Origin of the sequence: Winogradskyella sp. PE311, assembly GCF_046545555.1 — a bacterium.
Classification (GTDB): domain Bacteria; phylum Bacteroidota; class Bacteroidia; order Flavobacteriales; family Flavobacteriaceae; genus Winogradskyella.
Window position 1 is genome coordinate 67,790 of the sequence record NZ_JBHZTH010000002.1, and the last position, 26,817, is coordinate 94,606.

Annotated in this window: 34 protein-coding genes and 1 tRNA gene; 5 read left to right on the top strand and 30 right to left on the bottom strand. The window is 32.2% G+C overall.

Going from position 1 to position 26,817, the window contains the following annotated elements:
- Nucleotides 1-5: 5 nt before the first annotated feature.
- From ACFWU4_RS09855 to ACFWU4_RS09865, 3 genes are all read right to left on the bottom strand, one after another.
- Complete coding sequence (locus ACFWU4_RS09855) at nt 6-896, bottom strand: tyrosine-type recombinase/integrase (protein ID WP_411127355.1); 891 nt, start codon at nt 894-896, stop codon at nt 6-8.
- Nucleotides 897-1,058: 162 nt separating this feature from the next.
- The gene (locus tag ACFWU4_RS09860) at nt 1,059-1,328 is read right to left on the bottom strand and encodes a hypothetical protein (RefSeq protein WP_411127357.1); all 270 of its coding nucleotides are present in this window, start codon (nt 1,326-1,328) and stop codon (nt 1,059-1,061) included.
- A 55-nt stretch (nt 1,329-1,383) separates the two neighbouring features.
- Nucleotides 1,384-1,457 (bottom strand) — tRNA-Met (locus tag ACFWU4_RS09865).
- Nucleotides 1,458-1,585: 128 nt separating this feature from the next.
- Here ACFWU4_RS09865 and ACFWU4_RS09870 point away from each other — a divergent pair.
- Nucleotides 1,586-1,978 (top strand): START-like domain-containing protein, encoded by a 393-nt coding sequence (locus ACFWU4_RS09870; RefSeq protein ID WP_411127359.1) that lies wholly within the window; start codon nt 1,586-1,588, stop codon nt 1,976-1,978.
- A gap of 67 nt (nt 1,979-2,045) precedes the next feature.
- Entirely contained in the window at nt 2,046-2,900 is an 855-nt protein-coding gene (locus tag ACFWU4_RS09875) for an aminotransferase class IV (protein WP_411127361.1), read from the top strand.
- 41 nt (nt 2,901-2,941) lie between these two features.
- On the opposite strand, the gene ACFWU4_RS09880 is transcribed toward ACFWU4_RS09875, so the two are convergent.
- The 5 genes from ACFWU4_RS09880 to ACFWU4_RS09900 all read right to left on the bottom strand — a co-directional run bounded on the left by ACFWU4_RS09880 (nt 2,942) and on the right by ACFWU4_RS09900 (nt 7,507).
- A complete protein-coding gene (locus ACFWU4_RS09880; protein ID WP_411127363.1) occupies nt 2,942-3,496 on the bottom strand; it encodes a YqgE/AlgH family protein in 555 nt (184 codons plus the stop codon).
- A 128-nt stretch (nt 3,497-3,624) separates the two neighbouring features.
- Entirely contained in the window at nt 3,625-3,897 is a 273-nt protein-coding gene (locus tag ACFWU4_RS09885; protein WP_411127365.1) for an HU family DNA-binding protein, read from the bottom strand.
- 196 nt (nt 3,898-4,093) lie between these two features.
- Nucleotides 4,094-5,053, bottom strand: coding sequence for a methionyl-tRNA formyltransferase (gene fmt, locus ACFWU4_RS09890; RefSeq protein ID WP_411127367.1), 960 nt, complete (start codon nt 5,051-5,053; stop codon nt 4,094-4,096).
- A complete protein-coding gene (locus ACFWU4_RS09895) occupies nt 5,050-6,945 on the bottom strand; it encodes an ATP-dependent DNA helicase RecQ (RefSeq protein ID WP_411127369.1) in 1,896 nt (631 codons plus the stop codon). Before ACFWU4_RS09895 ends, fmt begins: the two co-directional genes overlap by 4 nt.
- Before the next feature lies 1 nt (nt 6,946).
- Nucleotides 6,947-7,507 carry an AAA family ATPase gene (locus ACFWU4_RS09900; RefSeq protein ID WP_411127371.1) on the bottom strand — a complete coding sequence of 187 codons (561 nt, stop codon included), beginning with the start codon at nt 7,505-7,507 and terminating at the stop codon, nt 6,947-6,949.
- Nucleotides 7,508-7,585: 78 nt separating this feature from the next.
- Between ACFWU4_RS09900 and ACFWU4_RS09905 the strand changes: the two genes are divergently transcribed.
- The 3 genes from ACFWU4_RS09905 to murA all read left to right on the top strand — a co-directional run bounded on the left by ACFWU4_RS09905 (nt 7,586) and on the right by murA (nt 9,935).
- Nucleotides 7,586-7,879 (top strand): DUF493 family protein, encoded by a 294-nt coding sequence (locus ACFWU4_RS09905; RefSeq protein WP_411127372.1) that lies wholly within the window; start codon nt 7,586-7,588, stop codon nt 7,877-7,879.
- An 89-nt stretch (nt 7,880-7,968) separates the two neighbouring features.
- Nucleotides 7,969-8,622: a DUF4290 domain-containing protein gene (locus ACFWU4_RS09910; protein WP_411127374.1), complete on the top strand. Its 654-nt coding sequence runs from the start codon at nt 7,969-7,971 to the stop codon at nt 8,620-8,622.
- A gap of 5 nt (nt 8,623-8,627) precedes the next feature.
- Entirely contained in the window at nt 8,628-9,935 is a 1,308-nt protein-coding gene (murA, locus tag ACFWU4_RS09915; RefSeq protein ID WP_411127376.1) for a UDP-N-acetylglucosamine 1-carboxyvinyltransferase, read from the top strand.
- Nucleotides 9,936-10,308: 373 nt separating this feature from the next.
- On the opposite strand, the gene ACFWU4_RS09920 is transcribed toward murA, so the two are convergent.
- From ACFWU4_RS09920 to ACFWU4_RS10025, 22 genes are all read right to left on the bottom strand, one after another.
- Complete coding sequence (locus tag ACFWU4_RS09920; RefSeq protein ID WP_411127378.1) at nt 10,309-11,613, bottom strand: cryptochrome/photolyase family protein; 1,305 nt, start codon at nt 11,611-11,613, stop codon at nt 10,309-10,311.
- A 114-nt stretch (nt 11,614-11,727) separates the two neighbouring features.
- Nucleotides 11,728-12,189 (bottom strand): SRPBCC family protein, encoded by a 462-nt coding sequence (locus ACFWU4_RS09925; RefSeq protein WP_411127380.1) that lies wholly within the window; start codon nt 12,187-12,189, stop codon nt 11,728-11,730.
- A gap of 34 nt (nt 12,190-12,223) precedes the next feature.
- Nucleotides 12,224-12,688 carry a TspO/MBR family protein gene (locus ACFWU4_RS09930; protein ID WP_411127382.1) on the bottom strand — a complete coding sequence of 155 codons (465 nt, stop codon included), beginning with the start codon at nt 12,686-12,688 and terminating at the stop codon, nt 12,224-12,226.
- A 1-nt stretch (nt 12,689) separates the two neighbouring features.
- Nucleotides 12,690-12,860, bottom strand: coding sequence for a Lacal_2735 family protein (locus ACFWU4_RS09935; protein WP_411127383.1), 171 nt, complete (start codon nt 12,858-12,860; stop codon nt 12,690-12,692).
- Nucleotides 12,861-12,864: 4 nt separating this feature from the next.
- Nucleotides 12,865-13,401: a glutathione peroxidase gene (locus tag ACFWU4_RS09940; RefSeq protein ID WP_411127385.1), complete on the bottom strand. Its 537-nt coding sequence runs from the start codon at nt 13,399-13,401 to the stop codon at nt 12,865-12,867.
- A 5-nt stretch (nt 13,402-13,406) separates the two neighbouring features.
- Nucleotides 13,407-14,093 (bottom strand): SDR family NAD(P)-dependent oxidoreductase, encoded by a 687-nt coding sequence (locus tag ACFWU4_RS09945; protein WP_411127387.1) that lies wholly within the window; start codon nt 14,091-14,093, stop codon nt 13,407-13,409.
- 4 nt (nt 14,094-14,097) lie between these two features.
- The gene (locus ACFWU4_RS09950; protein WP_411127389.1) at nt 14,098-14,325 is read right to left on the bottom strand and encodes a hypothetical protein; all 228 of its coding nucleotides are present in this window, start codon (nt 14,323-14,325) and stop codon (nt 14,098-14,100) included.
- A 3-nt stretch (nt 14,326-14,328) separates the two neighbouring features.
- Entirely contained in the window at nt 14,329-15,021 is a 693-nt protein-coding gene (folE, locus tag ACFWU4_RS09955) for a GTP cyclohydrolase I FolE (protein ID WP_411127391.1), read from the bottom strand.
- A gap of 55 nt (nt 15,022-15,076) precedes the next feature.
- A complete protein-coding gene (locus ACFWU4_RS09960; protein WP_411127393.1) occupies nt 15,077-15,349 on the bottom strand; it encodes a TIGR03643 family protein in 273 nt (90 codons plus the stop codon).
- Complete coding sequence (locus ACFWU4_RS09965) at nt 15,346-15,777, bottom strand: hypothetical protein (RefSeq protein WP_411127395.1); 432 nt, start codon at nt 15,775-15,777, stop codon at nt 15,346-15,348. The genes ACFWU4_RS09960 and ACFWU4_RS09965 overlap by 4 nt, the downstream gene beginning before the upstream one ends.
- 102 nt (nt 15,778-15,879) lie before the next feature.
- Nucleotides 15,880-17,370 (bottom strand): deoxyribodipyrimidine photo-lyase/cryptochrome family protein, encoded by a 1,491-nt coding sequence (locus ACFWU4_RS09970; RefSeq protein WP_411127397.1) that lies wholly within the window; start codon nt 17,368-17,370, stop codon nt 15,880-15,882.
- On the bottom strand, nt 17,363-18,841 hold the full coding sequence (locus ACFWU4_RS09975) for a cryptochrome/photolyase family protein (RefSeq protein ID WP_411127399.1): 1,479 nt from the start codon (nt 18,839-18,841) through the stop codon (nt 17,363-17,365). The genes ACFWU4_RS09970 and ACFWU4_RS09975 overlap by 8 nt, the downstream gene beginning before the upstream one ends.
- 3 nt (nt 18,842-18,844) lie before the next feature.
- Nucleotides 18,845-20,152, bottom strand: a complete 1,308-nt coding sequence (locus ACFWU4_RS09980; protein ID WP_411127401.1) for a DASH family cryptochrome — start codon at nt 20,150-20,152, stop codon at nt 18,845-18,847.
- A complete protein-coding gene (locus ACFWU4_RS09985) occupies nt 20,122-20,271 on the bottom strand; it encodes a DUF2256 domain-containing protein (protein ID WP_411127403.1) in 150 nt (49 codons plus the stop codon). Before ACFWU4_RS09985 ends, ACFWU4_RS09980 begins: the two co-directional genes overlap by 31 nt.
- On the bottom strand, nt 20,268-21,695 hold the full coding sequence (locus ACFWU4_RS09990; RefSeq protein WP_411127405.1) for an SDR family oxidoreductase: 1,428 nt from the start codon (nt 21,693-21,695) through the stop codon (nt 20,268-20,270). The genes ACFWU4_RS09985 and ACFWU4_RS09990 overlap by 4 nt, the downstream gene beginning before the upstream one ends.
- On the bottom strand, nt 21,695-22,333 hold the full coding sequence (locus ACFWU4_RS09995) for a flavin reductase family protein (protein ID WP_411127407.1): 639 nt from the start codon (nt 22,331-22,333) through the stop codon (nt 21,695-21,697). Before ACFWU4_RS09995 ends, ACFWU4_RS09990 begins: the two co-directional genes overlap by 1 nt.
- Complete coding sequence (locus ACFWU4_RS10000; protein WP_411127409.1) at nt 22,334-23,644, bottom strand: ABC1 kinase family protein; 1,311 nt, start codon at nt 23,642-23,644, stop codon at nt 22,334-22,336.
- A gap of 5 nt (nt 23,645-23,649) precedes the next feature.
- Complete coding sequence (locus ACFWU4_RS10005; protein WP_411127411.1) at nt 23,650-24,306, bottom strand: TetR family transcriptional regulator C-terminal domain-containing protein; 657 nt, start codon at nt 24,304-24,306, stop codon at nt 23,650-23,652.
- A 114-nt stretch (nt 24,307-24,420) separates the two neighbouring features.
- On the bottom strand, nt 24,421-25,089 hold the full coding sequence (locus ACFWU4_RS10010; protein WP_411127413.1) for an MIP/aquaporin family protein: 669 nt from the start codon (nt 25,087-25,089) through the stop codon (nt 24,421-24,423).
- A 1-nt stretch (nt 25,090) separates the two neighbouring features.
- Nucleotides 25,091-25,702 carry a low molecular weight phosphatase family protein gene (locus ACFWU4_RS10015; protein WP_411127415.1) on the bottom strand — a complete coding sequence of 204 codons (612 nt, stop codon included), beginning with the start codon at nt 25,700-25,702 and terminating at the stop codon, nt 25,091-25,093.
- A 60-nt stretch (nt 25,703-25,762) separates the two neighbouring features.
- Complete coding sequence (locus ACFWU4_RS10020) at nt 25,763-26,233, bottom strand: DUF6428 family protein (RefSeq protein ID WP_411127417.1); 471 nt, start codon at nt 26,231-26,233, stop codon at nt 25,763-25,765.
- A 10-nt stretch (nt 26,234-26,243) separates the two neighbouring features.
- The gene (locus ACFWU4_RS10025; RefSeq protein WP_411127419.1) at nt 26,244-26,813 is read right to left on the bottom strand and encodes a hypothetical protein; all 570 of its coding nucleotides are present in this window, start codon (nt 26,811-26,813) and stop codon (nt 26,244-26,246) included.
- Between the last annotated feature and the right edge of the window lie 4 nt (nt 26,814-26,817).

Below are 26,817 nucleotides of genomic sequence, written 5' to 3' on the forward strand. Positions count from 1 at the left end.
TTATCTTATAGTAAATTTGAATAATCTTCAGGTAGCTCTGCATCAATATCTCTAAGATATTTTTCTAAAGCGGTCATGGAAGAGTGTCCCGTAATTTGCATTAATTTACTTTTTGCTTCATATGGTGAAGATTCCTTAACTAGTGCCCTATAAACTTTGGTTATAAATGTGTGTCTAAAGCTATAAAGCCCATAGTTATCACTAAAATTAAGGGCATCTTTTACCGTTTTATACCGTTTACTAAAATAGTCTCTACGGTTAATTAAATTAGTATTCCATTTTTCACCTATGGCATTAGCGCCAAATAAATAGTGTTCTTTATTTAGGTGCGATAGGTCTGGTAATTCTTTAAGTAATATCTGTGGAATAATCTTAGTTTTTAAGGCTTTATTCTTAGCTTTAAACTGTATCGTTTTTTCCTCGATATTAACATCTTTTACTTTTAGACGACAAACTTCAATAGGTCTAATAAAACTATACGCCATAAACTTGATAAACAATAATAAATGTGGATCCTCACTTTCTAAATATTTGAAAATCTCTATTTGTTCCTTGTGTGTATAAGTTTTGTGACGTGTAGGTTTACTCTTAAGAGTGCTAATCTGTTTAATAAAATTTTTCTCAATGATATCGTTATCCTCTAAAACTTGAAAAATACTACTGTAAACCGTTTTATGATTATTCCTATTTCTAGCAGAACTTCTAAGTTGAACCACGTTTAAATAGTCCACTACGAGTTTTTTAGTGACCTGGTTTATCAGTTTTACGTCTTTATGATTCTTTTTTAACCATTTCTGCAGTCCATTGAGTCTATTTTTATAGTCTTCTAAGGATTTTTCGGCTATAATGTTAGCCTTAAGTTCTATTGCTCTTTTAAAGGCATTATCTACTGTCAAAATCGTTGATTTTTTAGTAGACGTGTTTTTTGGAGTTTTAGTAGTTGCTTGCGCTTTTATTTCCGTTGTAATTACCGTTGGTGATTGTGCCTTTTGGACTTTTATCTTTTTTTGATGAAAGACGGTGTTATCTTCAAAAGGATTATAACCGTCTTTTAAAAATCATAACAAACGCTTTTTATATAAATTTAAAGCACTGTAGCGCTCGGCTTTAGTTTTAAATCTATTGGCTTTGCCATAGATGTTCTTCATACGTTTAAGCTTTCCGGTTTCTGGGTTACGGTAAGAGAAATAGACATACCATCGCTTGCTTAAGTCTCCTTCTGCATCGAATATTTTTGGTAGTGAAAATTGCTTGCTGTGTTCCAAATCGTGTTCCAAATCGTGTTCATTTTGGATGTCTAAGGTAATCAAATCATAAATAGTATTCATAAAAAAACGGTTTAGAGTGAACTAAACCGTTGGATTTGAATAATTTAACTATTTGTAGCGAGAACGAGAATTGAACTCGTGACCTCCGGGTTATGAATCCGACGCTCTAACCGACTGAGCTACCTCGCCATAAATGCGGGTGCAAATATAAAAACAAAATCTACGAGAACAAACATTAGATTCTAAAAAAAATAATTTTAGTTTAAAGTTTTGAATTGACCTATAAATGTATATATTGAGCCTATAATACTATGTTTATGGATGATAAAGAAAAATATGAAATGGAGTTTGTTATACAAGCTTCTCCTTCGCTTATATATACCTATATATCAACACCTTCAGGTTTGTCAGAATGGTTTGCAGATAATGTGAATTCTCGTGGAGAATTATTTACTTTTATTTGGGACGGTTCAGAGGAGCAGGCAAAGTTGCTAAGTAAGAAAAATGGGGAACGTGTTAAATTTAGATGGTTAGAAGATGATGAAGATGGTGCTTCTTATTATTTTGAAATCAGAATTCAGGTTGACGAAATTACAAAGGATGTATCTTTAATGGTTACAGACTTTGCCGAAGATGATGAAATAGATGAAGGAAAAATGCTTTGGACGAATCAGATTGGTAGTTTAAAGCAAGTTTTAGGTTCTAGATAACGAGTAACTAACTCAACTATTATATCTTTGTCTCGATTTAATTTTAAAAATTAATCGAGACTTTTTTATGATAAATTTTAACGGTAACCTTCTAGATTATAGTGATTCTAAAATTACACCAGAGAATAGAGGATATAAATATGGTGATGCTCTTTTTGAAACATTAAAAGTAGTTAATGGAAAGATTTTATTTTGGGAAGATCATTATTTTAGACTAATGGCTTCCATGAGAATTTTAAGAATGGAAATTCCTATGAACTTTACAATGGAATTTCTTGAAGCTGAAATTTTGAAAACGCTCGATGCTAATAATTTATTAACAAGCTCTGCAAGAGTTCGTCTAAATATAGATAGAGGTGAAAAAGGTAAGTATCTGCCTAATGAAAATGCTTCAATAGACTATAATATTATATCAGAGCCGTACACCAATCCATTTTACACTATTGATTCTGATAGCTTTTACAAAGTAGATCTGTATAAAGACTATTTTATGGCTCCTGGTTTATTGTCTGGCTTAAAATCTAATAATAAAGCATTACAAGTTATTGGTAGTATTTATGCAAAAGATAATGATTTAAATAATTGTTTGGTATTAAATACTAATAAAAGTGTCATTGAGGCCTTAAATGGTAATTTGTTTTTAGTTAATGGTGATAAAATTAAGACACCACCTTTAGAAGATGGCTGTTTAAAAGGAGTAATGCGCAAGCAAGTACTCGAAATATTATCTAAAGATGTTAATCTTTACGTGGAAGAAGCCTCTATAAGTCCTTTTGAGCTTCAAAAGGCAGATGAAATGTTTATAACAAATGTTATTAAAGGTATCGTTCCAATAACGCAGTATAGGAAGAAATCGTATTCTAGTGATTTTGCGCAAAAAGTAGTGACTAATTTAAATGCTAAGTTGAGACTCAGTTCTTAGATCGTAAATTCGGGCGAAAACTTTATTTTTAAGTTCAAGCTCTAATTATAACTAGGATTTTCAGGAGCATTAGACCAAATACTATATTCACCACCGAGTTCTAGCATTTTTTCGCGCCAAAAAGAAGGGCAGCATTTAGATATTATATCATTATTGTGAACGTTCTCAGAAATAAGCCAGGCATTCGATTCTAGTTCATTGTCTAGTTGCTGTTCAGACCAGCCAGAATAACCTAAAAAGAACCTAATTTCGTCTTTAGATATTTTGTTTTTATTTATTAGATCTAAAACAATACTAAAATCGCCACCCCAAAAAATTCCGTTAGAAATTTCGATACTATCTGGAATAAGTTTTGGTGATTTATGAATAAAATAAAGATTATCTTGTTCTACAGGTCCGCCATTATATACTTTGAATTCAGATTCGGTACCTTCAATCAGATCTTTAAGATGATACTCTAGAGGTTTGTTCAAAATAAAACCCACAGAACCTAGAGCATTATGGTCTGCTAATAGAATTACAGCACGGTTAAATGATAGGTCACCAATAATTGATGGTTCTGCAATTAAAAGATTTCCTTTTTCGGGTTTGGTCATTGATTGATGAGGTTTAATGCTTTTTAAATCTATTGTTTTTTTAGCAATTAAACAACTAAACTGTTTAAAATTAGTATAAAAAAAAGCCTACTCATTGAGTAGGCTCTGTATTTAAACAAAAAATGTTCTTAGTTTACAGCACTACTTAAGTCAGAACCTGCCTTAAATTTTACTACATTTTTAGCTTTGATTTTAATAGTCTTACCTGTCTGTGGGTTTCTTCCATCTCTTGCAGCTCTTCTAGAAACTGACCAAGAACCAAATCCTACTAAAGATACTCTGTTACCTTTTTGTAAAGATCCTTCGATGTCGATTAACATAGAATCTAACGCCTTCTTAGCAGCAGCTTTTGTAATCCCTGCATTCTCAGCCATACTGTTGACTAAATCTGTTTTGTTCATAAATTTTAAATTTAAATTGTTAAAAAATTGATTTCTAAATATTGATTGTTAAAAATCTACTCACAAAATTATTAGGAAAATTCAGCTACGCAAGTAATAGCAAGGGAAATACGGCATTTTGTTAATAAGTTACACTATTTGTTAATAAAGGAATGCATTTTGTCGGATTTTTTATTAAACCAATGATAATAAGGGATTACAGCAGTTTTGCGGATTCAGAAAATTGAAACCCATTTAAAAGAGATTTTACATCCATTTTACGCTTTCCTGGTAATTGAATTTCTTTCACATTTATATATCCACCTTTGCAGGCAATCTTTAACTCTTCTTTGGTTGTTATAATAGAGCCCTCTTTATGGTTATGTAATTCTATTAATTTTTCGACATTGTACAGTTTAATAGATAGTTTTTCTTCTTCATTATTATCTAAATAACACCAGGCCGTTGGAAAAGGGTTTAATCCTCTTATTTTGTTATATATAATATCAATAGGTTGCGACCAATCAACTTTACAATTATCTCTATTAAGTTTATATGCGGTTTTAAAATCTGTTGTTTGTGGTTGTATTGTGGTTGAAGTTTTATTTTCCTCAATTAGTTTAATGGTTTTAATGACTAACTTACTTCCAAGATTCATTAGATTATCATGTAATTCTCCGACCGTAGTATCATTTTCTATCTCGACTTCTTCACTCAATATAATAGCTCCGGTATCAATCTTTTCGTCAATAAAGAATGTTGTTACACCAGTCTTTGTTTCACCGTTAATTATTGCCCAATGTATTGGAGCTGCACCTCTGTAGTTTGGTAATAAAGAAGCATGAAGGTTAAACGTGCCAAATTCTGGCATTTGCCAAACGACTTCAGGCAACATTCTAAAAGCAACAATGATTTGTAGATTAGCATTTAATGAATTAAGTTTTTCAATAAATGTCTCGTTTTTTAAATTTTTTGGCTGAAGAATATTTAATTTATTCTTCAATGCGAATTCTTTTACTGCTGAAGATCTTAACTTCTGTCCTCGACCAGCCTTGCGATCTGGTGCTGTAATTACACCAACAACATTATAGTTATTATCCAAAAGAGCTTTTAAAGTTGCAACAGCAAAGTCTGGCGTGCCCATAAATACAATACGTAAGTCGCGTTTATTTTTCATTTAAGAGTATAGGTATTTGCTTGGGTTATTTTTATTTTATTTAATTCGTTTAGTTCAGAAAGAGTTTTTAATAGATCTTTTTCACTACAATTAATAACCTTTAGTAATTGGCGCGAAGATAAATCTTCTGCTCGTAATGCCTTTAAGATATGGTTTGAAATATCAAGTTTTAGTATTTTGTACGCTCTAGAGTTTTTATCATAACAAACCGAACATTTACCACATTTTTGAGTTTTTTTCTCGCCAAAATAACTGAGTAACTGAAGATTTTTACAGTCTGAATCATTTTTAGTATAATGTAATACTGATTCAACTTGTTTGTGCTTTAATTGATGTTGTTGTTCTATAATTTTTGCAATAGGATTGATTGTAATATTATCTTCTCTTGGTTTTAAAAACGTAATTTCCGAATCTGTATTTGCCATTTGCAAAGAGATGACTCCATCTTTCTCTAGTTGTTTTAATTGTACAATTACTATTCTTTCAGATAAATTAGTTTTCTTAACTATTAAATTGAGATTAACCTTAGTCTCATAATCAAAAATACCACCATAGGTTCTAAGTAAAACTTTAACCAAAGTATTTAACTCTTTGTGATTTTCTAGATATCTAAATAGTATAGTGTTACTTGTTATAAACTGAACTGTCGTTCTAAAATTAAAATGCTGAGTTAATGTAATAATTGAGTTTCTATCTAAAATAAGTAGCGTATTGTATGTAATCGACGTATTTAGTTTATAAGTGCTGCAAAATCCTCTAAAATCGAATTGATGTGTACTACTTTCTCCTTCACCATATGCTATCTGAAAATAGTTGCAAAGCTTAATATACACATTTTTTACGAAAGCCACTGAAGGTAAACTGCTCAAAAACTGATTACGTAAGTGGTCTTCATCGATACGTTGTTTTAAAATTATGGCATGGGCCAAGTCACCATCACGTCCAGCTCTTCCTGCTTCTTGATAATAACTTTCTAAACTCTCTGGTAAATTGAAATGAATTACCGTTCTTACATTGGCCTTGTCAATTCCCATTCCAAATGCTGTTGTTGCTACAATGATTTGCTTTTGTTTATTTGTCCATTGTTTTAGTCGTTCTTGTTTCTCTTTATTAGTAATACCTCCGTGATAATATGTAGATGAAAAACCTTTAGATTCTAAATAATTATTAATATCATTTGTGGCTTTTCTATTTCTTACATAAATAATTGAAGAGCCTTGATAAACATTCAAAAGATGTTCTAATTGATATAATTTATCATCTGTAAGGATTACGTTATACGCTATATTTGACCTTTCAAATGAAGCTTTGAATATTTTTGGAGATACAAAATCTAGATTTTTTATTATATCATTTACTACATTATCTTTAGCAGTAGCAGTTAAAGCAATACAATTAACATGCGGATGCAGTTGCCTTAATACTATTATATTTTTGTAAGCAGGTCTAAAATCGTTACCCCATTGACTGATACAATGCGCTTCATCTACAGCAATGAGATTTACTTTCATTTGCTGAATGCGTTCTTGTACTATTGGTTGGAGAAGACGTTCTGGCGATAGGTATAGAAATTTGTAATTACCGTAAATACAATTATCTAATTGCGTGTCTAAATCTTTGAAGGACATACCAGATGTTAAAGCAATCGCTTTAATTCCTTTTTGTTTTAAGGTATTTACTTGATCTTTCATCAACGCAATTAAAGGTGAAACAACAATACAAATACCATCCTTGATTAACGCTGGTATTTGGAAGCATATAGATTTACCACCTCCTGTTGGTAAAAGTGCGAAGGTGTCATCATTATCTAAAACCGTATTTATAATATCCTCTTGCAGTGGTCTAAAAGAGGTGTGATTCCAGTAACGTTCTAAAACTTCTATTGGGTGCATTTTATAGATTTAATTTCTCTATAATAAATTGTGTTCTGTCTTCTATTTTTCCGAAAGGGACTTCTATTATTTTATAATCAAACCGCTGGTAAGTCTGCATTAATTTATGGTAGATGTCAGTGGCTTGGTCAAATGTTTCAAAACGTTCTGCATCATCTTTATAAATAGCTTTCCATGGTGGTAATAAAAAGACAAAGTCATACCTATACGTTTTGCAAATATCGATAAAGTCTTTACCTACTTCTTGATTAAAATAGTCCATATAAGCTAGTACATCTGGCATACCACGATCAAAAAATGAAACCAAGTTATCTAACTTTTCAGAGGCCTTAAAATCAGCTACTCTAAGATTTATGAGTGTTGTATTAAACAAAACTGAATCATTAACTAATGCTATTGGGTTAGAATGTGTTTCAGTAATATCACCAGAGTTTTGTGCTTCAGCAGTTAACTTCCGAATAACCTCTTCATAACATTTATAACCTTTAGAGTTTAAGTTATCAATTATTGCTGTTTTTCCGGTAGCAGGACCGCCTGTAATAACTATTCTAATCGGATTCAAGTTGGCAGTATTTTTGCAGTAAAATTAAATATAAAAAATGTAAAGTTAAATGTATCTTTGCATCTGAAAAAAAATAGCATGGATAGTACTAATAAAAGCGACGAATTTTACGAAAAACTTAAAGCTCAGTTATACGATACGGCACTTTGGCCTGCTGAATATTTATATAAATTTATTGTTATTTCTAAGGGGACAGGTATTAAATCTATTGAAGATCTTTTTAATGATTTAGGCGCAGTAATAAACACTAAGGAGTCTAAAAACGGAAAATACACGAGCGTTTCCATTAATGTAAGGATGAAAAATCCTGAAGCTGTTATTAATAAATATAAGGAAGTAACCGAAAATGTTGAAGGTGTAATTTCCCTTTAAAATTCTTTTTGGCTTGGTATTTTTTTGTACTTTGCAGCGGAACCTAGAGACTTCAGGTTTTTATTAATTATACTACACATTTTACAATTTTGATTGACGATTTAGAATACAACACAGAACGCGAGCATTTAATAATTCCAGAGTATGGACGCCATCTTCAAAAGATGATTAATTATGCTAAATCTCGTGAAACCAAAGAAGAACGAAATAAGTTGGCTAATGCTATTATTTCCGTAATGGGAAATTTACAGCCACATTTAAGAGACGTACCAGATTTTAAACATAAATTATGGGATCAGTTATTTATAATGGCTGATTTCGATTTTGATGTTGAGTCACCTTATGGCTTGCCATCAAAGGAAGAAATACAAGCGCGACCAGAGCCTTTAAAATACCCTCAAAACCACCCAAAATATCGTTTTTACGGAAACAATATTAAGACCATGATAGATGTTGCTGTAAGTTGGGAAGAGGGAGAGCTTAAAGAAGCTTTAAAATTTACCATCGCGAACCATATGAAAAAATGTTTCCTTAATTGGAATAAAGATACTGTTGAGGATGCTGTAATTTTTAATCATCTTTATGAGCTTTCTCATGGCAAATTAGATCTTAAGAATAGCGATGAAGCTTTAAGTGAATCTAGTAGCTTGATGCGCACTAAATCTAAGTATGGTGGCAAGAGTAATTCCAACAAAAAGAATAATAATAAGAAGAAATATTCCAATAACAGAAAACGTTACTAAAACGTATGGGAACATTTAAAATAGAAGGAGGTCACCAATTAAAAGGGAAAATTCAGCCTCAAGGAGCAAAAAACGAAGCGTTACAAATCTTATGTGCAGTACTTTTAACTGCTGAAGAGATAAGAATAGACAACATACCAGATATTATTGATGTGAACAAGCTTATAGCTTTGCTAAAAAAGTTAGGAGTCAAAATCAATAAAGTTGCTAAAGGGTCTTATACTTTTAAGGCAGATGAAGTAAACTTACAATATTTAGAATCTGCGGAATTTAAGGAAGACGGAAAGGGGCTTAGAGGCTCTATAATGATAGTTGGACCATTGTTAGCAAGGTTTGGAAAAGGCTACATTCCAAAACCAGGAGGAGACAAAATTGGACGTAGACGTTTAGATACACACTTTGAAGGTTTTATAAATCTAGGAGCTAAATTTCGATACAACAAAGAAGATTTATTTTATGGCGTAGAAGCAGATAAGCTTAAGGGCACGTATATGCTTTTAGATGAAGCTTCTGTAACAGGTACAGCAAATATTGTAATGGCGGCAGTTTTAGCCGAAGGAACGACTACGATATACAACGCGGCATGCGAACCTTATTTGCAGCAACTTTGTAAGATGTTAAACCGTATGGGAGCCAAAATCTCTGGCGTTGGTTCTAATATGTTAATTATTGAAGGTGTAGATGTGTTAGGTGGTACAGACCATAGAATGCTACCAGATATGATTGAAATTGGTAGTTGGATAGGATTAGCAGCGATGACCAAAAGTGAATTGACAATTACTAATGTAAGTTGGGATGATTTAGGTCAAATACCGAATGTCTTTAGAAAAATAGGTATTACTGTTGAGCGCAGAGGTGATGATATATATATACCAGCTCATACTAATGGTTACGAAGTACAAAGTTATATAGATGGCTCTATTTTAACAATTGCAGATGCACCATGGCCAGGTTTTACGCCTGATTTGTTAAGTATAGTTTTGACAGTATTAACCCAAGCTCGAGGCAGTGCGGTCGTACATCAAAAAATGTTTGAAAGCCGTCTGTTTTTTGTAGATAAATTAATAGACATGGGAGCAAAGATTATTCTTTGTGATCCACATAGGGCAACTATAATTGGACACGATTTTAATTCAACCTTAAAAGCAACGACAATGACATCTCCCGATATTAGAGCAGGTGTATCTTTACTTATTGCTGCATTATCTGCGAAAGGCACATCAACAATTCATAATATCGAACAAATTGATCGTGGATATGAAAATATAGCTGAACGATTAAGAGCTATTGGAGCTAAGATTGAAAGAGTATAAGGGAATAGAAACTAATTCTTCATACAATTCAAAATAAAAGAGTAAAGTAAATACTTAGATAAAGTAATTACTTTACTCTTTTATTTTTTAAGTATTTTATTTTTCAAATCGTTGTTAATATTAAACCCTTTGTGTTTCTAAGTATTAAGAAGATAATGCTCTCTATAGAATTGGTTGAATTTAGTTATGTGTATGTTGTAAAGTAATAATTCGTTTAAAAAAGACAAAGCTCTGATGACTAATCAGAGCTTTTAAATTGTTTATAGAAATGGTTATTTCGGTTAAGACATTGTATGTCTTAAAACTTGTAACGCTTGCCTTTATATATTATTGTACAAATAGTTAAAAATTTTAAAATTATTTAATATAGCTGTTAATTTAATGCGGATTTATAAGTTTTTAAACAACGCTCTCTTGCCATTTTATGATCTACCATAGGTTGAGGATAAGTAAGTTCTTGGAATTCTGGAACCCATTGTTTTATATATTCTAAATCTTTATCGAATTTTTTTATTTGAGATGTGGGATTAAAGATTCTAAAATAAGGAGAAGCGTCTACACCAGAGCCAGCTACCCATTGCCAATTGCCAACATTGCTCGACATTTCATAATCGTGTAGTTTTTCTGCAAAATAGGATTCTCCCCATCGCCAATCTATTAATAAGTGTTTACACAAAAAACTACCGACTAACATTCGTACTCTGTTATGCATAAAACCAGTTTCATTTAATTGCCGCATACCAGCATCTACAAGCGGATATCCTGTTTGACCATCGCACCATAATTTAAATTCATCCTCGTCGTTTCTCCATTCAATCCGATCATATTTAGATTTAAAAGCTTGATCTTTTGTATGCGGATAATGCCAAAGTATTTGCATAAAGAATTCTCTCCAAATTAACTCTTGCCAAAATATTTCATTCTCCTCTGCTATAGCTTTCTTTATCATTTTTCTAACACTGACAGTGCCAAAACGTAAGTGCGGTCCTAGTCGAGATGTACTGTCTTTTGCTGGAAAATTTCTTGTTTCCTCATAGGTTTGAATCAATGCAGGCGTAACATCATAAGAAGTAATATTTTGTGAAGATTTTTCAAAACCTAAATCAGATAAGCTTAGATTTGGTAATCTAGAATGTTGGATGAGGTTATCTAAATACGAGTTTGTATAAAATATTTCTAAATCGATCGTTTTAAACTTTTCTTTCCAAGTGCGCATGTATGGCGTATACACTTTATATGGATCACCATCTTTTTTTACAATTTCTGATTTTTCAAAAATCACTTGATCTTTATATGTTTTGAAATTAACGTTATAGGATTCTAAAAGTTGATTTATATCATTATCTCTTTCTGTTGCGTACGGCTCATAATCATGATTGGTATATACAGAATCTATTTCGTAGTCCTTAAGAAGAGTTTCAAAAATGACTTTTGGTTTACCATGATAAATAGCAATGCTGCTTCCATATTCCTCTTGAAGCGTTTGCCGTATTTGTTGTAAGGTCTCAAATATAAAAGTTAAACGTGCGTCGTCTTTGGGGAGCTTAGCAAGTATATCTGAGTCAAAAATAAATATAGGTAATACAGGTAGCTTTGCTTTTAATGCAGCAAAAAAACCTACATTATCATCCAATCTAAGATCTCTTCTAAACCAGAAAATATTTACTTTTTCATTCATATTTATTTGTAATGTTATAGGATTGTGGTTTAATTATCGAAAAAAATTGCGATTTATTTAATTCTAATATACAGAATTCTATTGCTGACTAAAAAGTCAGACTTGCAACGGTCTTTAATACTTGCCAAAAATAGATTCTAATTGTTCTTTTCTATATTCAAAAATAGAATCTAGTTTAGGTTTTACTATAATAGGATGTATAAGTTGTCCTAAAAGACCTAACGGAACTTTATAGTCTATAATGTCTTCCATTTCTACACCACCATCAATCTCATGAATAAAATGTTTATGATGCCAAAAAGCGTAAGGTCCATACAATTGCACATCAACAAAATAACGTTTTATTTCAAGTTGTGTAATTTCACTAACCCATTTCGTTTTAAAGCCAGGTAAAGGAGTAACACCGTATTGTAAAACTTGACCTGCATACATTGGTCTGTCTGACCCTGAAATTATTTTCATGTTCATTTCAGGAGGTGTTAACTTGGATAAATTTGCAGGATTACATAAAAAATTCCAAGCAATATCCAGCGTTATAGGTAACTTTTGTTTTTTGTGTAAAGAATAAATTTTCATTATTTGCTTGCTTTTAATATTGTAAACAAAAGTATTAGTTATAAAAAACAATGTATGCGTTAAGTGAAGTAGCAATACAAAGCCATAAAATGTAGGGTAATAAGAGGTATTTTAATTTACTTAATTTTTCATCACCAAAACTTATATAAAAGTATATTATTAACAGAGTCAGGGCAATAATATTAACCAAAGCAACCATTGTTAAGTGCTGATTAAAAAATAGAAAATTCCAACTTACATTAAGAATAAACGCTATGCTAAATACGATTATTAAATGAGCAGATTTTCGAAGCGAGAATAAATATGAGAGGTATAAGGAAAAACATATCATTATTAATGTCCAAGCCCAGCTAAAAACCCAATTTGGAGGTGTCCATGGAGCTTGATTAAGACTTTTATACCAGATAGAATTTGGTCCATTGTTCATTAAGTAATAACCTAAAGCAAGGCCACCAAAATTAATAACAATGAACAAAATTAAAAGGTAGACTTTCTTCAAACTATTTTTGCTTAAGAATTTCTATCTGTTTAATTATTTTTTCAGCCTCAGCATATTTTTTATCACTTTCTGCTCTATTTGTTGTAGAAAGTTTATGCCAATCAGCCATTAATTTTTCGTATTCCTTTTGAAGTTTATCTAATTCAGAAGTCTTTTTAAATATACCGAACATAATATTAATTTAAGTATTTAGTAATTCTTGAGTTTGTTGGTTTAGTGATAGAATAGAAGTAATCAATGAATTCACCGTCTGTGTCTACCAGATATTTCTGAAAATTCCACTTAACAACAGAATTTTGTTTACCATTTGTGGCTTTTTTTGTCAGCCATTCATATAAAGGGTGCTGATTAGGTCCTTTTACATCAATTTTTTCAGTGATAAGAAATGATACACCGTAATTAACTTCGCAAAACTCTTTAATTTCATTAGGGTTTCCTGGTTCTTGTTTACCGAATTGATTACACGGAACACCAATTACAATTATATCGTTGTGTGTATCTTGTAATTGTTGTAATTCTTTGTACTGTGGAGTAAAACCGCATTTAGAGGCAACATTTACAAACAATATTTTCTTTCCTTTAAAATCAGCCAAGTTAATAGGATTCCCTTGTAAACTATTAATTTCTATATCGTATATAGGACGTGATGCTTTCTGAATGACGTCTTTGTCAGTTGTGGAAAGCGTTCCTACGAAAGCTTTTAATGGATTCATATCAATTATATTTTGAAACTAACAATACCACAATCCATTTCAAAAACTTGACCTGATAGGGATGCTGCCTTACTCGATAATAAGAAACCTGCCATGTCAGCTACCTCTTGCGGTTTTAAATATTTTTTTAAGGGATGACGTTCATTCATATTTTCAATCATTCTGTCATTTCTTAAAAGTTTTGAGGCTAATTCAGTATCTGTAACCGTTGGTGCTATGGCATTAACTCTAATGGTTGGTGCGAGTTCAGCCCCTAAAGATTTTGCTAAACCTTCTACTGCAGATTTTGATGCTGCAACACTTGCGTGAAATGGCATACCTAATTTAGCTGCTACTGTACTAAAAAGAACAATAGAAGGCTTATTACCATTTTTTAGTGCTGGTAAATACTTTTGTATGGCCTTAACAGCTCCTAAGACGTTGATCTCAAAATCGTTTTTAAAATCATCAATACTTAATCTATTGATAGGTTTTAAATTAATACTGCCTGGACAGTATACTAAACCATCTGCGCTTTCTATTTCTGGTAATTCATCAGAAGTTATGTCGCAATTATAGTGCCTTAGGTTAGGATGCAATTTTTCGGGTGCTGTTCTACTTATATTTACAACTTCATCATATGAAGAAAGCAAAGAATTAACAATTGCATTGCCAATTCCTTTGCTTCCTCCGATAACTATTAATCTGCTCATATGTTTATGCTGCTGTTAAAGGTCTCCCTTTTAAACGTTTTTCAATTTTTTGCTTTATAACCGTAAGACGTTTCATTAAGTCCATAAGCTTAGCATCTTTTTTCTTCTTATATACTTCGTTAACACCTAAGATTAAATCTTTAGCCTCTCTCGCTGCTAAAATTCTGTCACTTGTTGTTTTGAAAGAAAACTTTCTGTTTTCAAATTCATTAGCTTTTTCTAAAATATCCATAGCTTAATTATTTAAATAGTTTTGTAACTCTGCGATTTTCGCCGATGTATTAAATTCACCACCATAGTAAGTTGTGACTGTTGCTGATGTATCATCTTTAACTCCTCTAGAAGAGACGCATAAGTGTTTAGCATCGATAATAACAGCAACGTCTTCTGTGTCTAAAACTGTCTTTAATTCGTTAGCAATTTGATTTGTTAAACGCTCTTGCACTTGAGGTCGTTTTGCATAATATTGAACGATTCTATTTAGTTTAGAAAGTCCAATAACTTTCCCTGAGGATTTATATGCAATGTGTGCCTTTCCGATAATAGGAACAAAATGGTGCTCGCAATTAGAGTAAAAGGTAATATTCTTTTCTACCAACATTTGATTATACTGATACTTATTATCAAATAATGCAATTTTTGGTTTATTCTCCGGATCTAATCCAGAAAATATTTCTTCAACGTACATTTTTGCCACACGATCAGGTGTGCCTTTGAGCGAATCATCAGTTAAGTCTAGACCTAGTACGTCCATTATTTCTGAAAATAATATAGATATGCGCTGCTTTTTCTCGTTATTAGACATATCAAAAGCGTTCGGCTTCATTGGTGTTTCTAAGTTTGTAAATAGATGATCATCACCTATATCTTCTTTAGAAAAATCATTGAGATTGTGACCGTTGGTTTTGGAAATTGTTTTAGTATTCATAAAATCTTTTTAATGTGCTGGCTTTAAGTACTCCAAACTTAAATCAAAGCACGTGTTAACGTTTTGAAATAGAGTTATTTGAAATTGACTTTTGGCGAGAGCATTTAAACCTGCCTTTGTCAAAAGTTCTTTTTTTACTATGTTTTGTAGCTCTTCCTTGCACTCTCGCTCTCCATAATCTGAAGCTACTGGGCTTTAATTCTTTTCGCATTAAATTAATAACCTCTTGTTCTTTTAGACCAAATTGAAATGTTATAGCATCAAAAGGTGTTCTGTCTTCCCATGCCATTTCTATTATTCTGTCTATATCTCTAAGCTCTAAATTCATAAGCTATGAGGCATTGCATATTGCATATCATATTTAACTTTCTCGTCGAGTAATTTGTCAAAGAACTTTTTGTTTTCTTTGAACGTCTTACTATTTTTAAAATGAACAAATCGCCCTTGGGCATGTATGCTAGAACCATTAGTCTTATAAATGACTAATTGGTAATATGGAATAATCCACGTAAAGTTTTTTAAACCTTGATTAATCATTACCAATATTCCTTTTGGTCTTAATTCTATATTTGCATAATTAATGTCTGACACTTTGTTCATCATCGACTTCATGTTAGGGCTAACGTCTCCAATAATCATGCGTTTAGAACCTATACCACCTAATTTCAATTTTTGTACCAAACTAAAAGAACTGCCAATTAAATCAGCTATAATTTGCTTGTGTTCAGAATTGTGATGCGTTGTGTTAATTATCATACTTATGTAAAGTTACAAAATGTTTAACCTTTGTCTAATATAGTTAAACAAAAATTAACACATAATTATGATTGTAGGAAAATTGACTATAATTTTAATATTCTATTCGTTTCTAAGCGTACGTGTTCTGTCACTTATAGTATGTCGTTTAAGTATTCTTAAACTTTCACGTATAACCTCAGGATCTTTTTTCATATTCCAAAGAATATCACTCGCACGCTTACGATTTTCCTTAATATTTACTATTGGATTTGGATAGTCTTCTCCAAGTTTAAAATTATAGAATGTTTGCTCCATCTCTGTCATAAGATAAGGCTCGTGTATAAATGGTATATCTAAATCAGCTATCTCAGGAACCCATTTTTTTATAAATACAGCTTCAGGATCGTGCTTTAAACTATTTGCTGTTGGATTATAGATTCTTAATGTATTTATACCTGTTTCACCTGCAGCCATTTGTAATTGTGGAAAATGAATACCAGGTTCAAAATCTAAAAATTGTTGTGATAGATGCGTAGTTGCGGCCTGCCATGGTTGCCAAAGAATATGTGTAAAGAAAGAGGCTAGCATAGCTCGCATTCTAAAGTTTACATAACCTGTTTCTATTAAGCAACGCATACTGGCATCGACCAAAGGAAAGCCTGTTTCTCCTTTAAACCAAGCATTTTGATACTCTTCTGATATACTTTTTTTGAGTTTATGATAACCTTTGTTTACACTTGCTTCTTCCATAGTGTGTTCCATTTCAAACTTTTGTATGAAATGAGCTTGCCATCTTAGTCGTGATATAAAGGCTCCTATATGTTTTTTGTCTTTCGAATTTATTTTTACTTTTTGTGCTTGTTTAAAAACCTGTCGTATGGATAAATTTCCCCATGCTATATATGGCGAAATTCTGCTACAACTGCTCCGCGAAGCTTCCGGTTTAGAGATATTATGCATATAATCCTCGTGACGACTATCAAAGAATGAATTTGCATATTTCCATCCCATAGTGCTGCCTCCTTTTTGAAATTTTGAATCTAAAGGGGTCTCTAAATTTGAGACTGTAAAAAGTTTTTCAAGTTTTTCTATATCAATAGTGTTTAATAGCTGATTGGTATTAGGTTCAAAAACTTCTAAATCGGATTGCATGTAGTTTTCACAGCTTTCAAACCAATCGTTTCTATTCACTAAACCACGCTCAACACCATTATTTTTATTTTCAATCCAATTAATTAAATTATTTCTACAATAGCGTTTAAATTCTTTGTCTCTATTATATGTTATAAGAAGTCCAGTTTCTACATGAGAAAAAATGGTATCTACCTTATAAAATTCTTGAATAAGATTAAAAGCACTTTGTATATCACAGTCTACGGTTAAAACTTTAGTATTAAAGGGCTGTAGCTGCACATTTAAATCTATTAACGATTCTTTTATAAAATTAAAATGGCGTTCGCTATAATGTTCATCATTTAATAAAATATATTCGAATGCATAAAATATAAGTGTTCGCTTGCTAGATTTTAGTGCATTTGAAATAGCTTCATTGTCTTGAAGCCTTAAATCTCGTTTTAACCAAACTACATTAATATGTTCCCTTTCACTCATTATCTAACATTTTAAAAAACTGTTCTGCATTTGCAAAGTGTTTTTCTTTTTTGTCATTATCCATTTTGTCGAATGTTCTAATAAGCATGCCTAATCTAGGATTACTTAAAAAGAAATCGCGATGCTTGTCCATAAACGTCCAGAATAACCCATCCCATGTTGGTTGCCAATCGCCTTTTGAGTAATTGCTCATTTTCATAATATAATTACTACTACTTATATAGGGTTTGGTGGACATTAATCCTCCGTCAGCATATAAACTCATACCATAAACATTTGGCACCATAACCCAATCGTATGAGTCAATAAACAACTCCATAAACCATTTATACACATCGTCTGGATCAAACTCGCATAGCACCATAAAGTTGCCTAAAATCATTAAGCGCTCAATGTGGTGTGCATAACCAGTTTTTAAAACCTTTTTAATAACGTCATCAATAGGTTTTATACCTGTAGAGCCATCATAAAATGATTTCGGAATTTTTCTACTAAAGTTCCAAAAGTTTCTGTTACGTTCCTCTGTACCTTTTACTTCGTAAATACCTCTAATAAATTCGCGCCAACCTAAAATTTGGCGCACAAATCCTTCAGTAGAATTTAATGGGATATCATTTTCTTTGGCATATGTAATCGCTGTTTCAATAACGTATTTTGGTTCTAAAAGGCCAACATTAATTAGAGGTGATAATAAGCTATGATTTAAAAAGTGTTCCTCTTTTACGATGGCATCTTCATAGACACCAAACTCATGAAAACGAATCTCTAAAAATTGTTGAAACCAATCTTCTGCAGTTTTATAATCTATGGGATATATTGAAAAATCTGTGAGTAGACCATAATGTTCGCCAAACTTAGTGTTGGCATAGTTTTCAGCTTCATTATGATAATCTGTCTTATCTGGGAACTGAATATTTGGAGGTGTTTTATCTTTTGGATATTTTTTTCGGTTATCAGAGTCGTAAGTGAGTTTACCGCCTTCTGGTTCACCGTTAACCATTAAAATATTGCGATTTTTACGTTGTTGTTTATAAAAAGAGGTTTGAAAGAATTTCTTTTTTGTCGGTTTAAAAAATGAACTCAGTTCCTCTTTTGTATTTATAAATAACGGATTCTCATACCAAATAATTTCAACGGCTTTAGAGACTGAATTAATATGTTTTTGCAGCCAATTGTCTGTTGGATCAGTAATGTGAATTTTCTCAATACCTTCTTCAATGAGTTTAGGAATTAGGTTACGAACATCGCATAAATCATTTATAGCTTCGATATAGTGTATAGTCCTTCCTTTTTCTTTTAAATGAGCTTTATAGGCTTTCATCGTGGCACGATGGAATGCAATTTTCTGCTTGTGGAACTTGTAATGCTTGAAAAACAAAAACTCTTCAACTAAATAGATGTCACAATTTGCTTCAAGAATAGGTGTATTCTTGAAGAGTTGGTGTGGAAATATGAGTATAATTTCTTTCATATTTTAAAATAGGCTAGGATGTAACCAAAGTTTCCGGAACTTGCCATTAGTATCATAGCGTTCTGCTTGTAATTGCACATTAAATTTCCTGTCTCTAGGATCATTACCAACTCCTGCAACATACATCCAATTTCCATAATTGCTATGTACGTCGTAGTCGATAAGCATAGACTCAAAGTATGCTGCACCAATTCGCCAATCTAATTGTAATTCTTTTGCGAAATAAGACGCTACATTTTGTCTTCCTCTGTTGCTCATCCAGCCTGTTTGTTTTAATTCTATCATATTGGCATTAACAAAGTCAGATGCTGTCTCTCCATTAATCCATTTGTCGATTTGAGTTTTGTCAGTACTCCAGTCATAATTTTTACCCAAAATACCTTCAAGCTTAAATATTTGGCTGCCATGTTTCATAGAGACATATTTAAAGTAGTCTCTCCATATTAATTCGAATATAAGCCAGTAGGTCGATTGGTTTTTATAATGCTCCGTTTCAAATTGTTTTACTTTCCAATAAATGGTTCTTGCAGATATAGATCCATTTGCTAACCAAGATGAAAACTTAGAACTATAGTCTTTGCCAACCAATCCATTTCTGGTTTTTTTATAAAAGCCTAGTTTTTTAGTTTCAAAAAAGTAATCATTTAATCTTTTTATTGCTTCAGTTTCTCCACCATTAAAAGGGAATGCAGATTGTGGATGTGTCTTAAAATCTTCAAATCCTAAATCTTGAAGTGTTGGTATTACAGTTTTATTTTCAATTTGATTTTCTTCCGAACGTTTTTCAATACTTACGGTTTCTCTAATAGAAACATACTTTTCTAACTTTTTTCTGAAGACTGTGAATACTTGTGGCGTTTTGGAAATTTCAAAATTTATATGCTCAGGATGAAATAAGAATTGATTGTATTCCTTGTGAAAAGTTATGTTTTCTAACTTCGATTTTACAGCATTTTCTGCTGCCATTTCATCTTTTGTCCAATCGTTCTGAAGGTAAATATCAGTAACATTATAATTTGTACAAACTTCTGGAATGATGCTTTCGGGTAGGGCATAATAGATTAATAAATCAATATTTAATTCTGCTAATTGCTGTTTTAAATCGGTTGTAGTTTCAATAAGAAAATTTGCTCTGTACTTTTCTGTTATTTTAAAACCATGTTTATTAACCGCAAAATATTTTGGGTCAAAACAATAAATAGCTATAACTCTATTTTCAGAATTACAAGCTGATGCTAAAACAGCATTATCGATGGTTCGTAAATCGTTTCTAAACCAAACTAAATTTGTATGTTCTTGTTCTTTCTGCATTTATTACTACAATATTTTACGTTGTCCCAATCTTTCTGCCATTTTTTTCTCCATGTAAATGGTCTATCGCAAACGAGACATGTTTTTTGAGGTAGATATTGTTTTTTGATACCTCTCATTTATTTTTTTCTACTAAAGCGTTTATCATACCATTAAAAACAAAAGCGTGAAATGGTAAGACTGAATACCAATACAAGCGTCCCCAAACCCCTTTTGGCCTAAAAACTGCGCGTTGGTATAGTTTGTCTTTAACTATTTTAAACTCCAGCCAAGCTTCACCTGGAAGTTTCATTTCTGCAAATAGTAATAATCTTTTTTCTTTTTTATCAGCTAATAGTACACGCCAAAAATCTAACGGATCTCCAGCTTCTAAATACGTATCATGAGTTCTTCCTCTCCTTAAGCCCACTCCTCCAAATAGCTTATCAATATATCCGCGAAGTTTCCATAGTCGGTTAAAACTATACCATCCATTGCGTCCGCCAATACTCCAAATTTTATCTATTGTAAAACCTTCATCTTGGATAGTACGATGTCTCACATCTTTAAAACAACCATACTGTGGTAATTCAATGTGCTTAGACAATTGATCTTTAAAAACGCCACTGCTCACGGCATCTTTCCAGCTAGAAATCACAGCATTTTGCTGAATTTTTTGAAACGCTAAATTCACCGCAGTTTTGTAAGTCATTGGTTCAATTTCAATATGACTATTTATGTCGCTAGTTTTACCAATAACTTCAACTTTCATGCTGTCTACTAGAGCCTGTGCTAATTGAAAAGATGTGGATGTTACAAAATACAACCAGAAGGATGATAGCTTTGGAGATAAAACAGGCAGTGTATAAATGTAGCGTTTCAAACCACGAACTTCGCCGAATTGTAAAAGCATTTCTTTGTAAGTTAATATCTCTGGTCCAAAAATGTCATAAGCATTATTATATAATTCCGTTTTTCCAAGCGCACCAGATAAATAGGTGAGAACGTCTCTAATACCAAGTGGTTGTGTTTTAGTGTTCAACCATTTTGGCGTTACCATTATTGGTAGCTTTTCTACAATATCTCGTATAATTTCAAAAGAGGCGCTACCACTTCCTACAATGATGCCTGCTCTAAATGTAGTAAGTGCATAGGCTTCAGATTTTAATGTATGCTCTACCTGAAGTCTAGATTTTAAGTGTTTCGATAGAGAGTCATCGTTTACAATTCCACTTAAATAAATAACTTGTTTACATTCTGTTTTAGATACTAAAGTTTTGAAATTTGCAGCGCATTCTTTCTCTAAAGCCTCAAAATCATTATCGGATGTTGTAGACATCGAATGAATGAGGTAATACGCAGCATCAATATTATTAGGGATTTGAGCAGTTTCTGGTTCTAAGAAATCTACTTTGATAAAAGTACAATTGGGATGTTCTTCAATTTCATCAGGAATACGGTTCATATCTCGAACACAACAAACCAATTCGTGGTCGTCTTCTAGCAATTGAAGCGCTAGTCGTTTAGCAATATAGCCAGTTGTACCTGTTATAAGAATTCGCATTAGTCATTGGTTTTTGCAAATTCTGGTTTAGGTCTTTGATAGGCTTGACGCATTTTTAAATTAGGAATAGAATAACCATCTAAACCATTAATGGTTGCTACTTTTCCTTTGGATAGATCGATAAAACCATCTGTGACCAAAAGATCATCGGGAACATATAATTTCTCAATCTTACCAATAACTAAAATCGTATTATTTGCCTTGATTGGATATTCTTCGACATAACGCATCGCCATTTGTATAGGTGAACCTTTAACAAATGGAGCATGAAAATCGGCTTTGTAATCTTCTTCTAAATTGGTGACATCGAATTCAGAAATAGTTTCGTCGTATTTAGCAGATGTATGATGTGCATCTTCTAAAATGTCCTCGAAAATATGGTTGATGGTATATACTCCAGTCGTTTTAAGATTGTGATATGTATTTCGCATCACAGTCGTAGGTCTTAAAAAGAAACCTAATAATGCTGGATTAGAACCTAAGTGCGTTACCGAGCTAAATACTGCAACGTTAGATATATTATCTTCGCTTTTAGTACCAATAAGATTTGCAGATTTGTAACCAGAGCAACTGTTTATAAGATTAATTCTATATAAATGGTGCATTTGGTCAATATCATCTCGACTAAATTCTGCCATTTATAAATTGATGTAATTATTGATTTTAATATGCTGTGCTTTTAAATCAAACATTAAATTATAAAGTCCAAAGAAAGTTCTGTTGATATAAATAAAATGTGTTGATCCACGATTACCATTCATATTACGTAGTTCTGTACTCTTAGAATATTTCTGCCCCATTTCTGTAATCTGATTAAAAAATTCTGGATTTGAAAAATCAAATTCATCAGTATGAAATGGTTTTGTAAACAGACTTAATAATTCATGAAACATGGCACTAAAGAATTCAATTTCTTCTTTAGAATCATCTCTACGAAGTATTTCTAATTCGTACATTTTTTCAGCGAAAGCTTCAGGATTATTGATACAATCTTTTTCAGCTAATTCAAAATATGGTGTATAAAAATCCTCTGGAATAGTCTTCATACATCCAAAATCTAATGCTATTAAGTCTCCTTCTTTTGAAACTAGGAAGTTTCCAGGATGAGGATCTGCATGTACTTTCTTTAATTTATGAATTTGAAACATGTAGAAATCCCATAAGGCCTGACCTAATTGATTCGATTTTTCTTGATCATCATTATAAGCTACAAATTCAGAAAGATGTTCGCCTTTCATGTAATCCATAGTAATTATGCGCTCAGAAGAATATTCATCGTAATAATTTGGGAACTTTAAATTAGGGATATGTTTACAGGCTTCAACTACAGTTTTACTTTGTTCTATTTCTAAAATGTAATTGGTCTCTTCGGTAAGCTTATTTTCAACTTCTTTAAAGTACTTATCTGAATCTTTTCCTTTAATGTTAAACATCTTAATAGCTATAGGTTTAACCAAAGCTAAATCTGACGCAATACTTTCCGCAACTCCAGGATATTGGATTTTCACAGCAAATTTTTTCCCATCCTTCTCTGCAATATGGACTTGTCCTATACTGGCAGCATTTACTGAAGTTGCGTTGAAAGTATCAAAAAGGTCTTCGGGATGTTGCCCGAAATATTTTTTAAATGTTTTTATAACTAATGGTGGCGATAGTGGTGGAACAGAAAATTGAGACAAAGAAAATTTTTCCACATAAGCTTGTGGTAAAATACTTTTCTCCATACTCAGCATCTGTGCTACCTTAAGCGCACTGCCTTTTAATTTTTTGAGGCTATCATAAATATCTTCTGCATTATTTTGATTGAGACGTTCCTTGGCATCTTCCTTAGAATTTACCATTTTGTCTCCGTAATATTTTAAATAGTTGACACCTACTTTAGCTCCCGTTGATACTAGTTTACTAGCACGGGATATTTTTGTAATTGGTATACTGTCTATAGTCTTCATTCAGTCTAATTCATGTGCATTTTTTCTTTGTACAAAAACTTGCCAAAGTCGATTATGCTTTTTAGTGGAGTCGTATCAATTAAATCGAAACTTGCTCTAACAGATTTCTCTATAAATAAATCAGTCTTTTCAAATGAAGATGATGTGTCATCTAACCAAAACTTCATCGTTACTAATAATTGTAACCACGCAGATTCTTTTAAACCTCTATTTTGAAGTTTCACTAATTGCTCTTGTTTTAGATCTATAGTCTTTATATCTAAATGCTCAATATAGTTAGCAAATCTTTTCTTTAAATGTGCTAAAGTTTTTAAAGACTTCAGTTGATTCTTATTACCTTCTAAAACGTGTACAACATAACTTCTGTTAGCTGTTAGTATTTCAAAAAACGTGTAGTAGAAGCTTAATAGTTTGTTGCGAGCATCAAATGAATGATAGTCTTTACTCTTTTCTAGGTTAATAATCGTATGATCAAAAAATATCTTAAATATGGATTGCTCTAAAGATTCAAAAGAGCTAAAGAATTCATAAAACTTTTGTTCTTCAAATTTATTATCCTTAGCAAATGCATATACTGTATGTGGTTTGTGATTATGAATAAGAACATAATCCATATAAAAACCTATAATATCTTCCTGTGTAATTGATTTCTTTTGAGCCATTGTAACCTATTTTTATTACGATGTAAAGATACAAAATGTTTAACTATATGAATATAACGTTAAACAAAATTTAACAAGAATATATGAATGAAGAATTTAGTTTAAGAATTTTGGTTAACACTCAGCATCACAACATCGATCTTCCTTTACCAATTTACAGCTTAGAACTGCAAGCAAAGCGCCAATAAAAGGCGCTGTAAGATATAACCATAAATGTTGAAGGTTACCAGAAATAATTGCCGGAGCTAATGATCTGGCTGGATTCATAGATGCTTTAGTCATAGGCCCTGCAAACATAGCCTCTAAGAGAATAACTGCACCAACAGCAATTGCTGCCATTGTGCCTATTTCTTTACTTCCTGTGGAGACATTGATAATGACTACCATTAAAAAGAAGGTTAGTAGTAATTCAAAAATAAAGGCTTTGTAGGGTTCGAAACCTTCTGCAGGATAGGTATGTCCAAAACTTTGACTTTGTGGAAATAAAACCCAAAGTATTGCTATAGCTAAAAACGCACCTGCAGTTTGAAACAAAATGTATTTAGGGACATCTTTCCAGGCAAACTTTTTGGCAAAAGCAAAAGCTACGGTTACTGCAGGATTAAAATGTGCTCCGGAGATTTCGCCAAAAGCATAAATCATAGCCATTACAATTAGTCCCCAAGTTATAGCGACTCCAACATGTGTAATGCTTCCATTTGTAACTTCATTTACTGTCATAGCTCCACAACCACAAAATACCATGGCGAATGTACCAACAAGTTCTCCTATCTCTCTTTTCATGTTATTTTATTTTTGAAAACACGTATTTCAACTCTGTAGCAATTTGCAAACTACGTTCTAAATATTTTTCAGCTTGTTGAGGTGTATTATCAAACGCTTTTGGATCTTCGAAAGTAATTGGAATACGTTTTTCTGCTCCAGCAATAAACGGACAACCTTTATCTGCGCTAGAACAGGTCATTATTGCAGCAAATGTTTTTGAAGGATTAAATGGTGCGTCAAATGTCTTTGAAAACCCGATTACAGGATGCGCAATTTCTGAAAATTTAATAGCATAAACAGGATTGGCTCCGTTTGAAAGCGTTTCAATTTTAAATCCTGAACTTTCTAATGCCTTAGCTGCAGAAGGAAATAGGGCAGTTGCTTCCGTACCTCCTGAATATGTGAATACATTTTTAATGTTAAAATAATGCGCTAAAGTTTGAGCCCAAACTTGAGATAAGTGGCTTCTTCGAGAATTATGTGTACAAATAAAATTGAGATTTATTATTTGATTCTCATCGACCTTACCTTTTATATAATCTACTAAGGGTTGAAGTGTGGTTTTACGTTCTGCAGAAATCGAATTGAAATTTAAGTCTTCGATTTGATTTTTTATGTTTTGGTATAGCATTTAGTAATTATTTTAATTAGGTCTCGACTGCGCTCGACCAGACAGTATGAGTTTAGATTATTAACAACAACCAGAACCTGGCGAGCAGCTAGATGATGAATTCTGTAACTCTGAAAGCTTAACTCTAGGTTTCTCTTCTGGGATTCCACAAGCATCTTGTGCTAAGCAAGCGGTTTGTTTAGAGGTTAACAAAAAGTGTTTGCCATCGTAGTCTAAGTTATACTTTCCTATAGTATCGCTTTGGTATTCAACTTCAATTTCTAAATCTCCAATGCTAAGAACCTTTTCTGAAAGTTCAATGATGTTAAGTAATTTTTCAGGATGCAATCTATGGTCATAATCATTAGCTTCCCATAATTGAAAGTTTGCTACTTCTTCTTGCCTTACTGTTCCACCACAATCGATGAAGTGTTTAGAAATCTTTCCGACTTCTGTAACATGAAAGTGGCTTGGTACTAATGTGCCATTTGGTAATTGAAACGCAATGGTTTCTAATTGATTTAGTTTTGATTTTATTTCTGAGAGTTTCATATGTTTTGTTTTAACAGCAAGTTATTTTTAAGCGATTTGAATTGTAAAGACGTCTTCCAAAATCGAAAGACAAAAGTAAATGAACAAGTCCTAGTATTACAGCACCAGGTATAATATTTACTGCAATGAATTGCACAGTTTCAAAACTACTGTAGCTCATAAATTCGGCAGAATACAAGATGCCTTCTTTAGTTATAGTAGTTCTTGCAGCGATGATTAAAATAATAGCCGCAAAATGAAAGCTATTGGCAAATAAGTGCACAATGTATTCCCATTGCGGAAGACCATTCATAAAACTCCTGCTTTCTTTTTCTGAGTAAGCATCTAAGCCTAAAACAATTAAATCAGTTACTACAAGAGCAAGTGCAATCCAAAAACCTGCAATGCTAATATCTATAAATAATAAATAGACTATAGCAGGAAATAAAAGTGCTCTAATTGTATGTGTTTTATGTTCAAAAGAGCTTTCTTCTCTATTGAATAGTTCGTATTTCCATAAATGAAGGTAAGCACCATCATAAGTTGCTAATATCATGAAGCTTAAAAGGCTTATTATCGATAAGAAGAATAAGATTTCCATAGTT

Coding starts and splice junctions, on each gene's coding strand:
- ACFWU4_RS09860 (WP_411127357.1), bottom strand. CDS start 1,328: ATGAATACTATTTATGATTTGATTACCTTAGACATCCAAAATGAACAC.
- ACFWU4_RS09870 (WP_411127359.1), top strand. CDS start 1,586: ATGGATGATAAAGAAAAATATGAAATGGAGTTTGTTATACAAGCTTCT.
- ACFWU4_RS09875 (WP_411127361.1), top strand. CDS start 2,046: ATGATAAATTTTAACGGTAACCTTCTAGATTATAGTGATTCTAAAATT.
- ACFWU4_RS09880 (WP_411127363.1), bottom strand. CDS start 3,496: ATGACCAAACCCGAAAAAGGAAATCTTTTAATTGCAGAACCATCAATT.
- ACFWU4_RS09885 (WP_411127365.1), bottom strand. CDS start 3,897: ATGAACAAAACAGATTTAGTCAACAGTATGGCTGAGAATGCAGGGATT.
- fmt (WP_411127367.1), bottom strand. CDS start 5,053: ATGAAAAATAAACGCGACTTACGTATTGTATTTATGGGCACGCCAGAC.
- ACFWU4_RS09895 (WP_411127369.1), bottom strand. CDS start 6,945: ATGCACCCAATAGAAGTTTTAGAACGTTACTGGAATCACACCTCTTTT.
- ACFWU4_RS09905 (WP_411127372.1), top strand. CDS start 7,586: ATGGATAGTACTAATAAAAGCGACGAATTTTACGAAAAACTTAAAGCT.
- murA (WP_411127376.1), top strand. CDS start 8,628: ATGGGAACATTTAAAATAGAAGGAGGTCACCAATTAAAAGGGAAAATT.
- ACFWU4_RS09920 (WP_411127378.1), bottom strand. CDS start 11,613: ATGAATGAAAAAGTAAATATTTTCTGGTTTAGAAGAGATCTTAGATTG.
- ACFWU4_RS09925 (WP_411127380.1), bottom strand. CDS start 12,189: ATGAAAATTTATTCTTTACACAAAAAACAAAAGTTACCTATAACGCTG.
- ACFWU4_RS09935 (WP_411127383.1), bottom strand. CDS start 12,860: ATGTTCGGTATATTTAAAAAGACTTCTGAATTAGATAAACTTCAAAAG.
- ACFWU4_RS09940 (WP_411127385.1), bottom strand. CDS start 13,401: ATGAATCCATTAAAAGCTTTCGTAGGAACGCTTTCCACAACTGACAAA.
- ACFWU4_RS09945 (WP_411127387.1), bottom strand. CDS start 14,093: ATGAGCAGATTAATAGTTATCGGAGGAAGCAAAGGAATTGGCAATGCA.
- ACFWU4_RS09950 (WP_411127389.1), bottom strand. CDS start 14,325: ATGGATATTTTAGAAAAAGCTAATGAATTTGAAAACAGAAAGTTTTCT.
- folE (WP_411127391.1), bottom strand. CDS start 15,021: ATGAATACTAAAACAATTTCCAAAACCAACGGTCACAATCTCAATGAT.
- ACFWU4_RS09960 (WP_411127393.1), bottom strand. CDS start 15,349: ATGAATTTAGAGCTTAGAGATATAGACAGAATAATAGAAATGGCATGG.
- ACFWU4_RS09965 (WP_411127395.1), bottom strand. CDS start 15,777: ATGATAATTAACACAACGCATCACAATTCTGAACACAAGCAAATTATA.
- ACFWU4_RS09970 (WP_411127397.1), bottom strand. CDS start 17,370: ATGAGTGAAAGGGAACATATTAATGTAGTTTGGTTAAAACGAGATTTA.
- ACFWU4_RS09975 (WP_411127399.1), bottom strand. CDS start 18,841: ATGAAAGAAATTATACTCATATTTCCACACCAACTCTTCAAGAATACA.
- ACFWU4_RS09980 (WP_411127401.1), bottom strand. CDS start 20,152: ATGCAGAAAGAACAAGAACATACAAATTTAGTTTGGTTTAGAAACGAT.
- ACFWU4_RS09985 (WP_411127403.1), bottom strand. CDS start 20,271: ATGAGAGGTATCAAAAAACAATATCTACCTCAAAAAACATGTCTCGTT.
- ACFWU4_RS09990 (WP_411127405.1), bottom strand. CDS start 21,695: ATGCGAATTCTTATAACAGGTACAACTGGCTATATTGCTAAACGACTA.
- ACFWU4_RS09995 (WP_411127407.1), bottom strand. CDS start 22,333: ATGGCAGAATTTAGTCGAGATGATATTGACCAAATGCACCATTTATAT.
- ACFWU4_RS10000 (WP_411127409.1), bottom strand. CDS start 23,644: ATGAAGACTATAGACAGTATACCAATTACAAAAATATCCCGTGCTAGT.
- ACFWU4_RS10005 (WP_411127411.1), bottom strand. CDS start 24,306: ATGGCTCAAAAGAAATCAATTACACAGGAAGATATTATAGGTTTTTAT.
- ACFWU4_RS10010 (WP_411127413.1), bottom strand. CDS start 25,089: ATGAAAAGAGAGATAGGAGAACTTGTTGGTACATTCGCCATGGTATTT.
- ACFWU4_RS10015 (WP_411127415.1), bottom strand. CDS start 25,702: ATGCTATACCAAAACATAAAAAATCAAATCGAAGACTTAAATTTCAAT.
- ACFWU4_RS10020 (WP_411127417.1), bottom strand. CDS start 26,233: ATGAAACTCTCAGAAATAAAATCAAAACTAAATCAATTAGAAACCATT.
- ACFWU4_RS10025 (WP_411127419.1), bottom strand. CDS start 26,813: ATGGAAATCTTATTCTTCTTATCGATAATAAGCCTTTTAAGCTTCATG.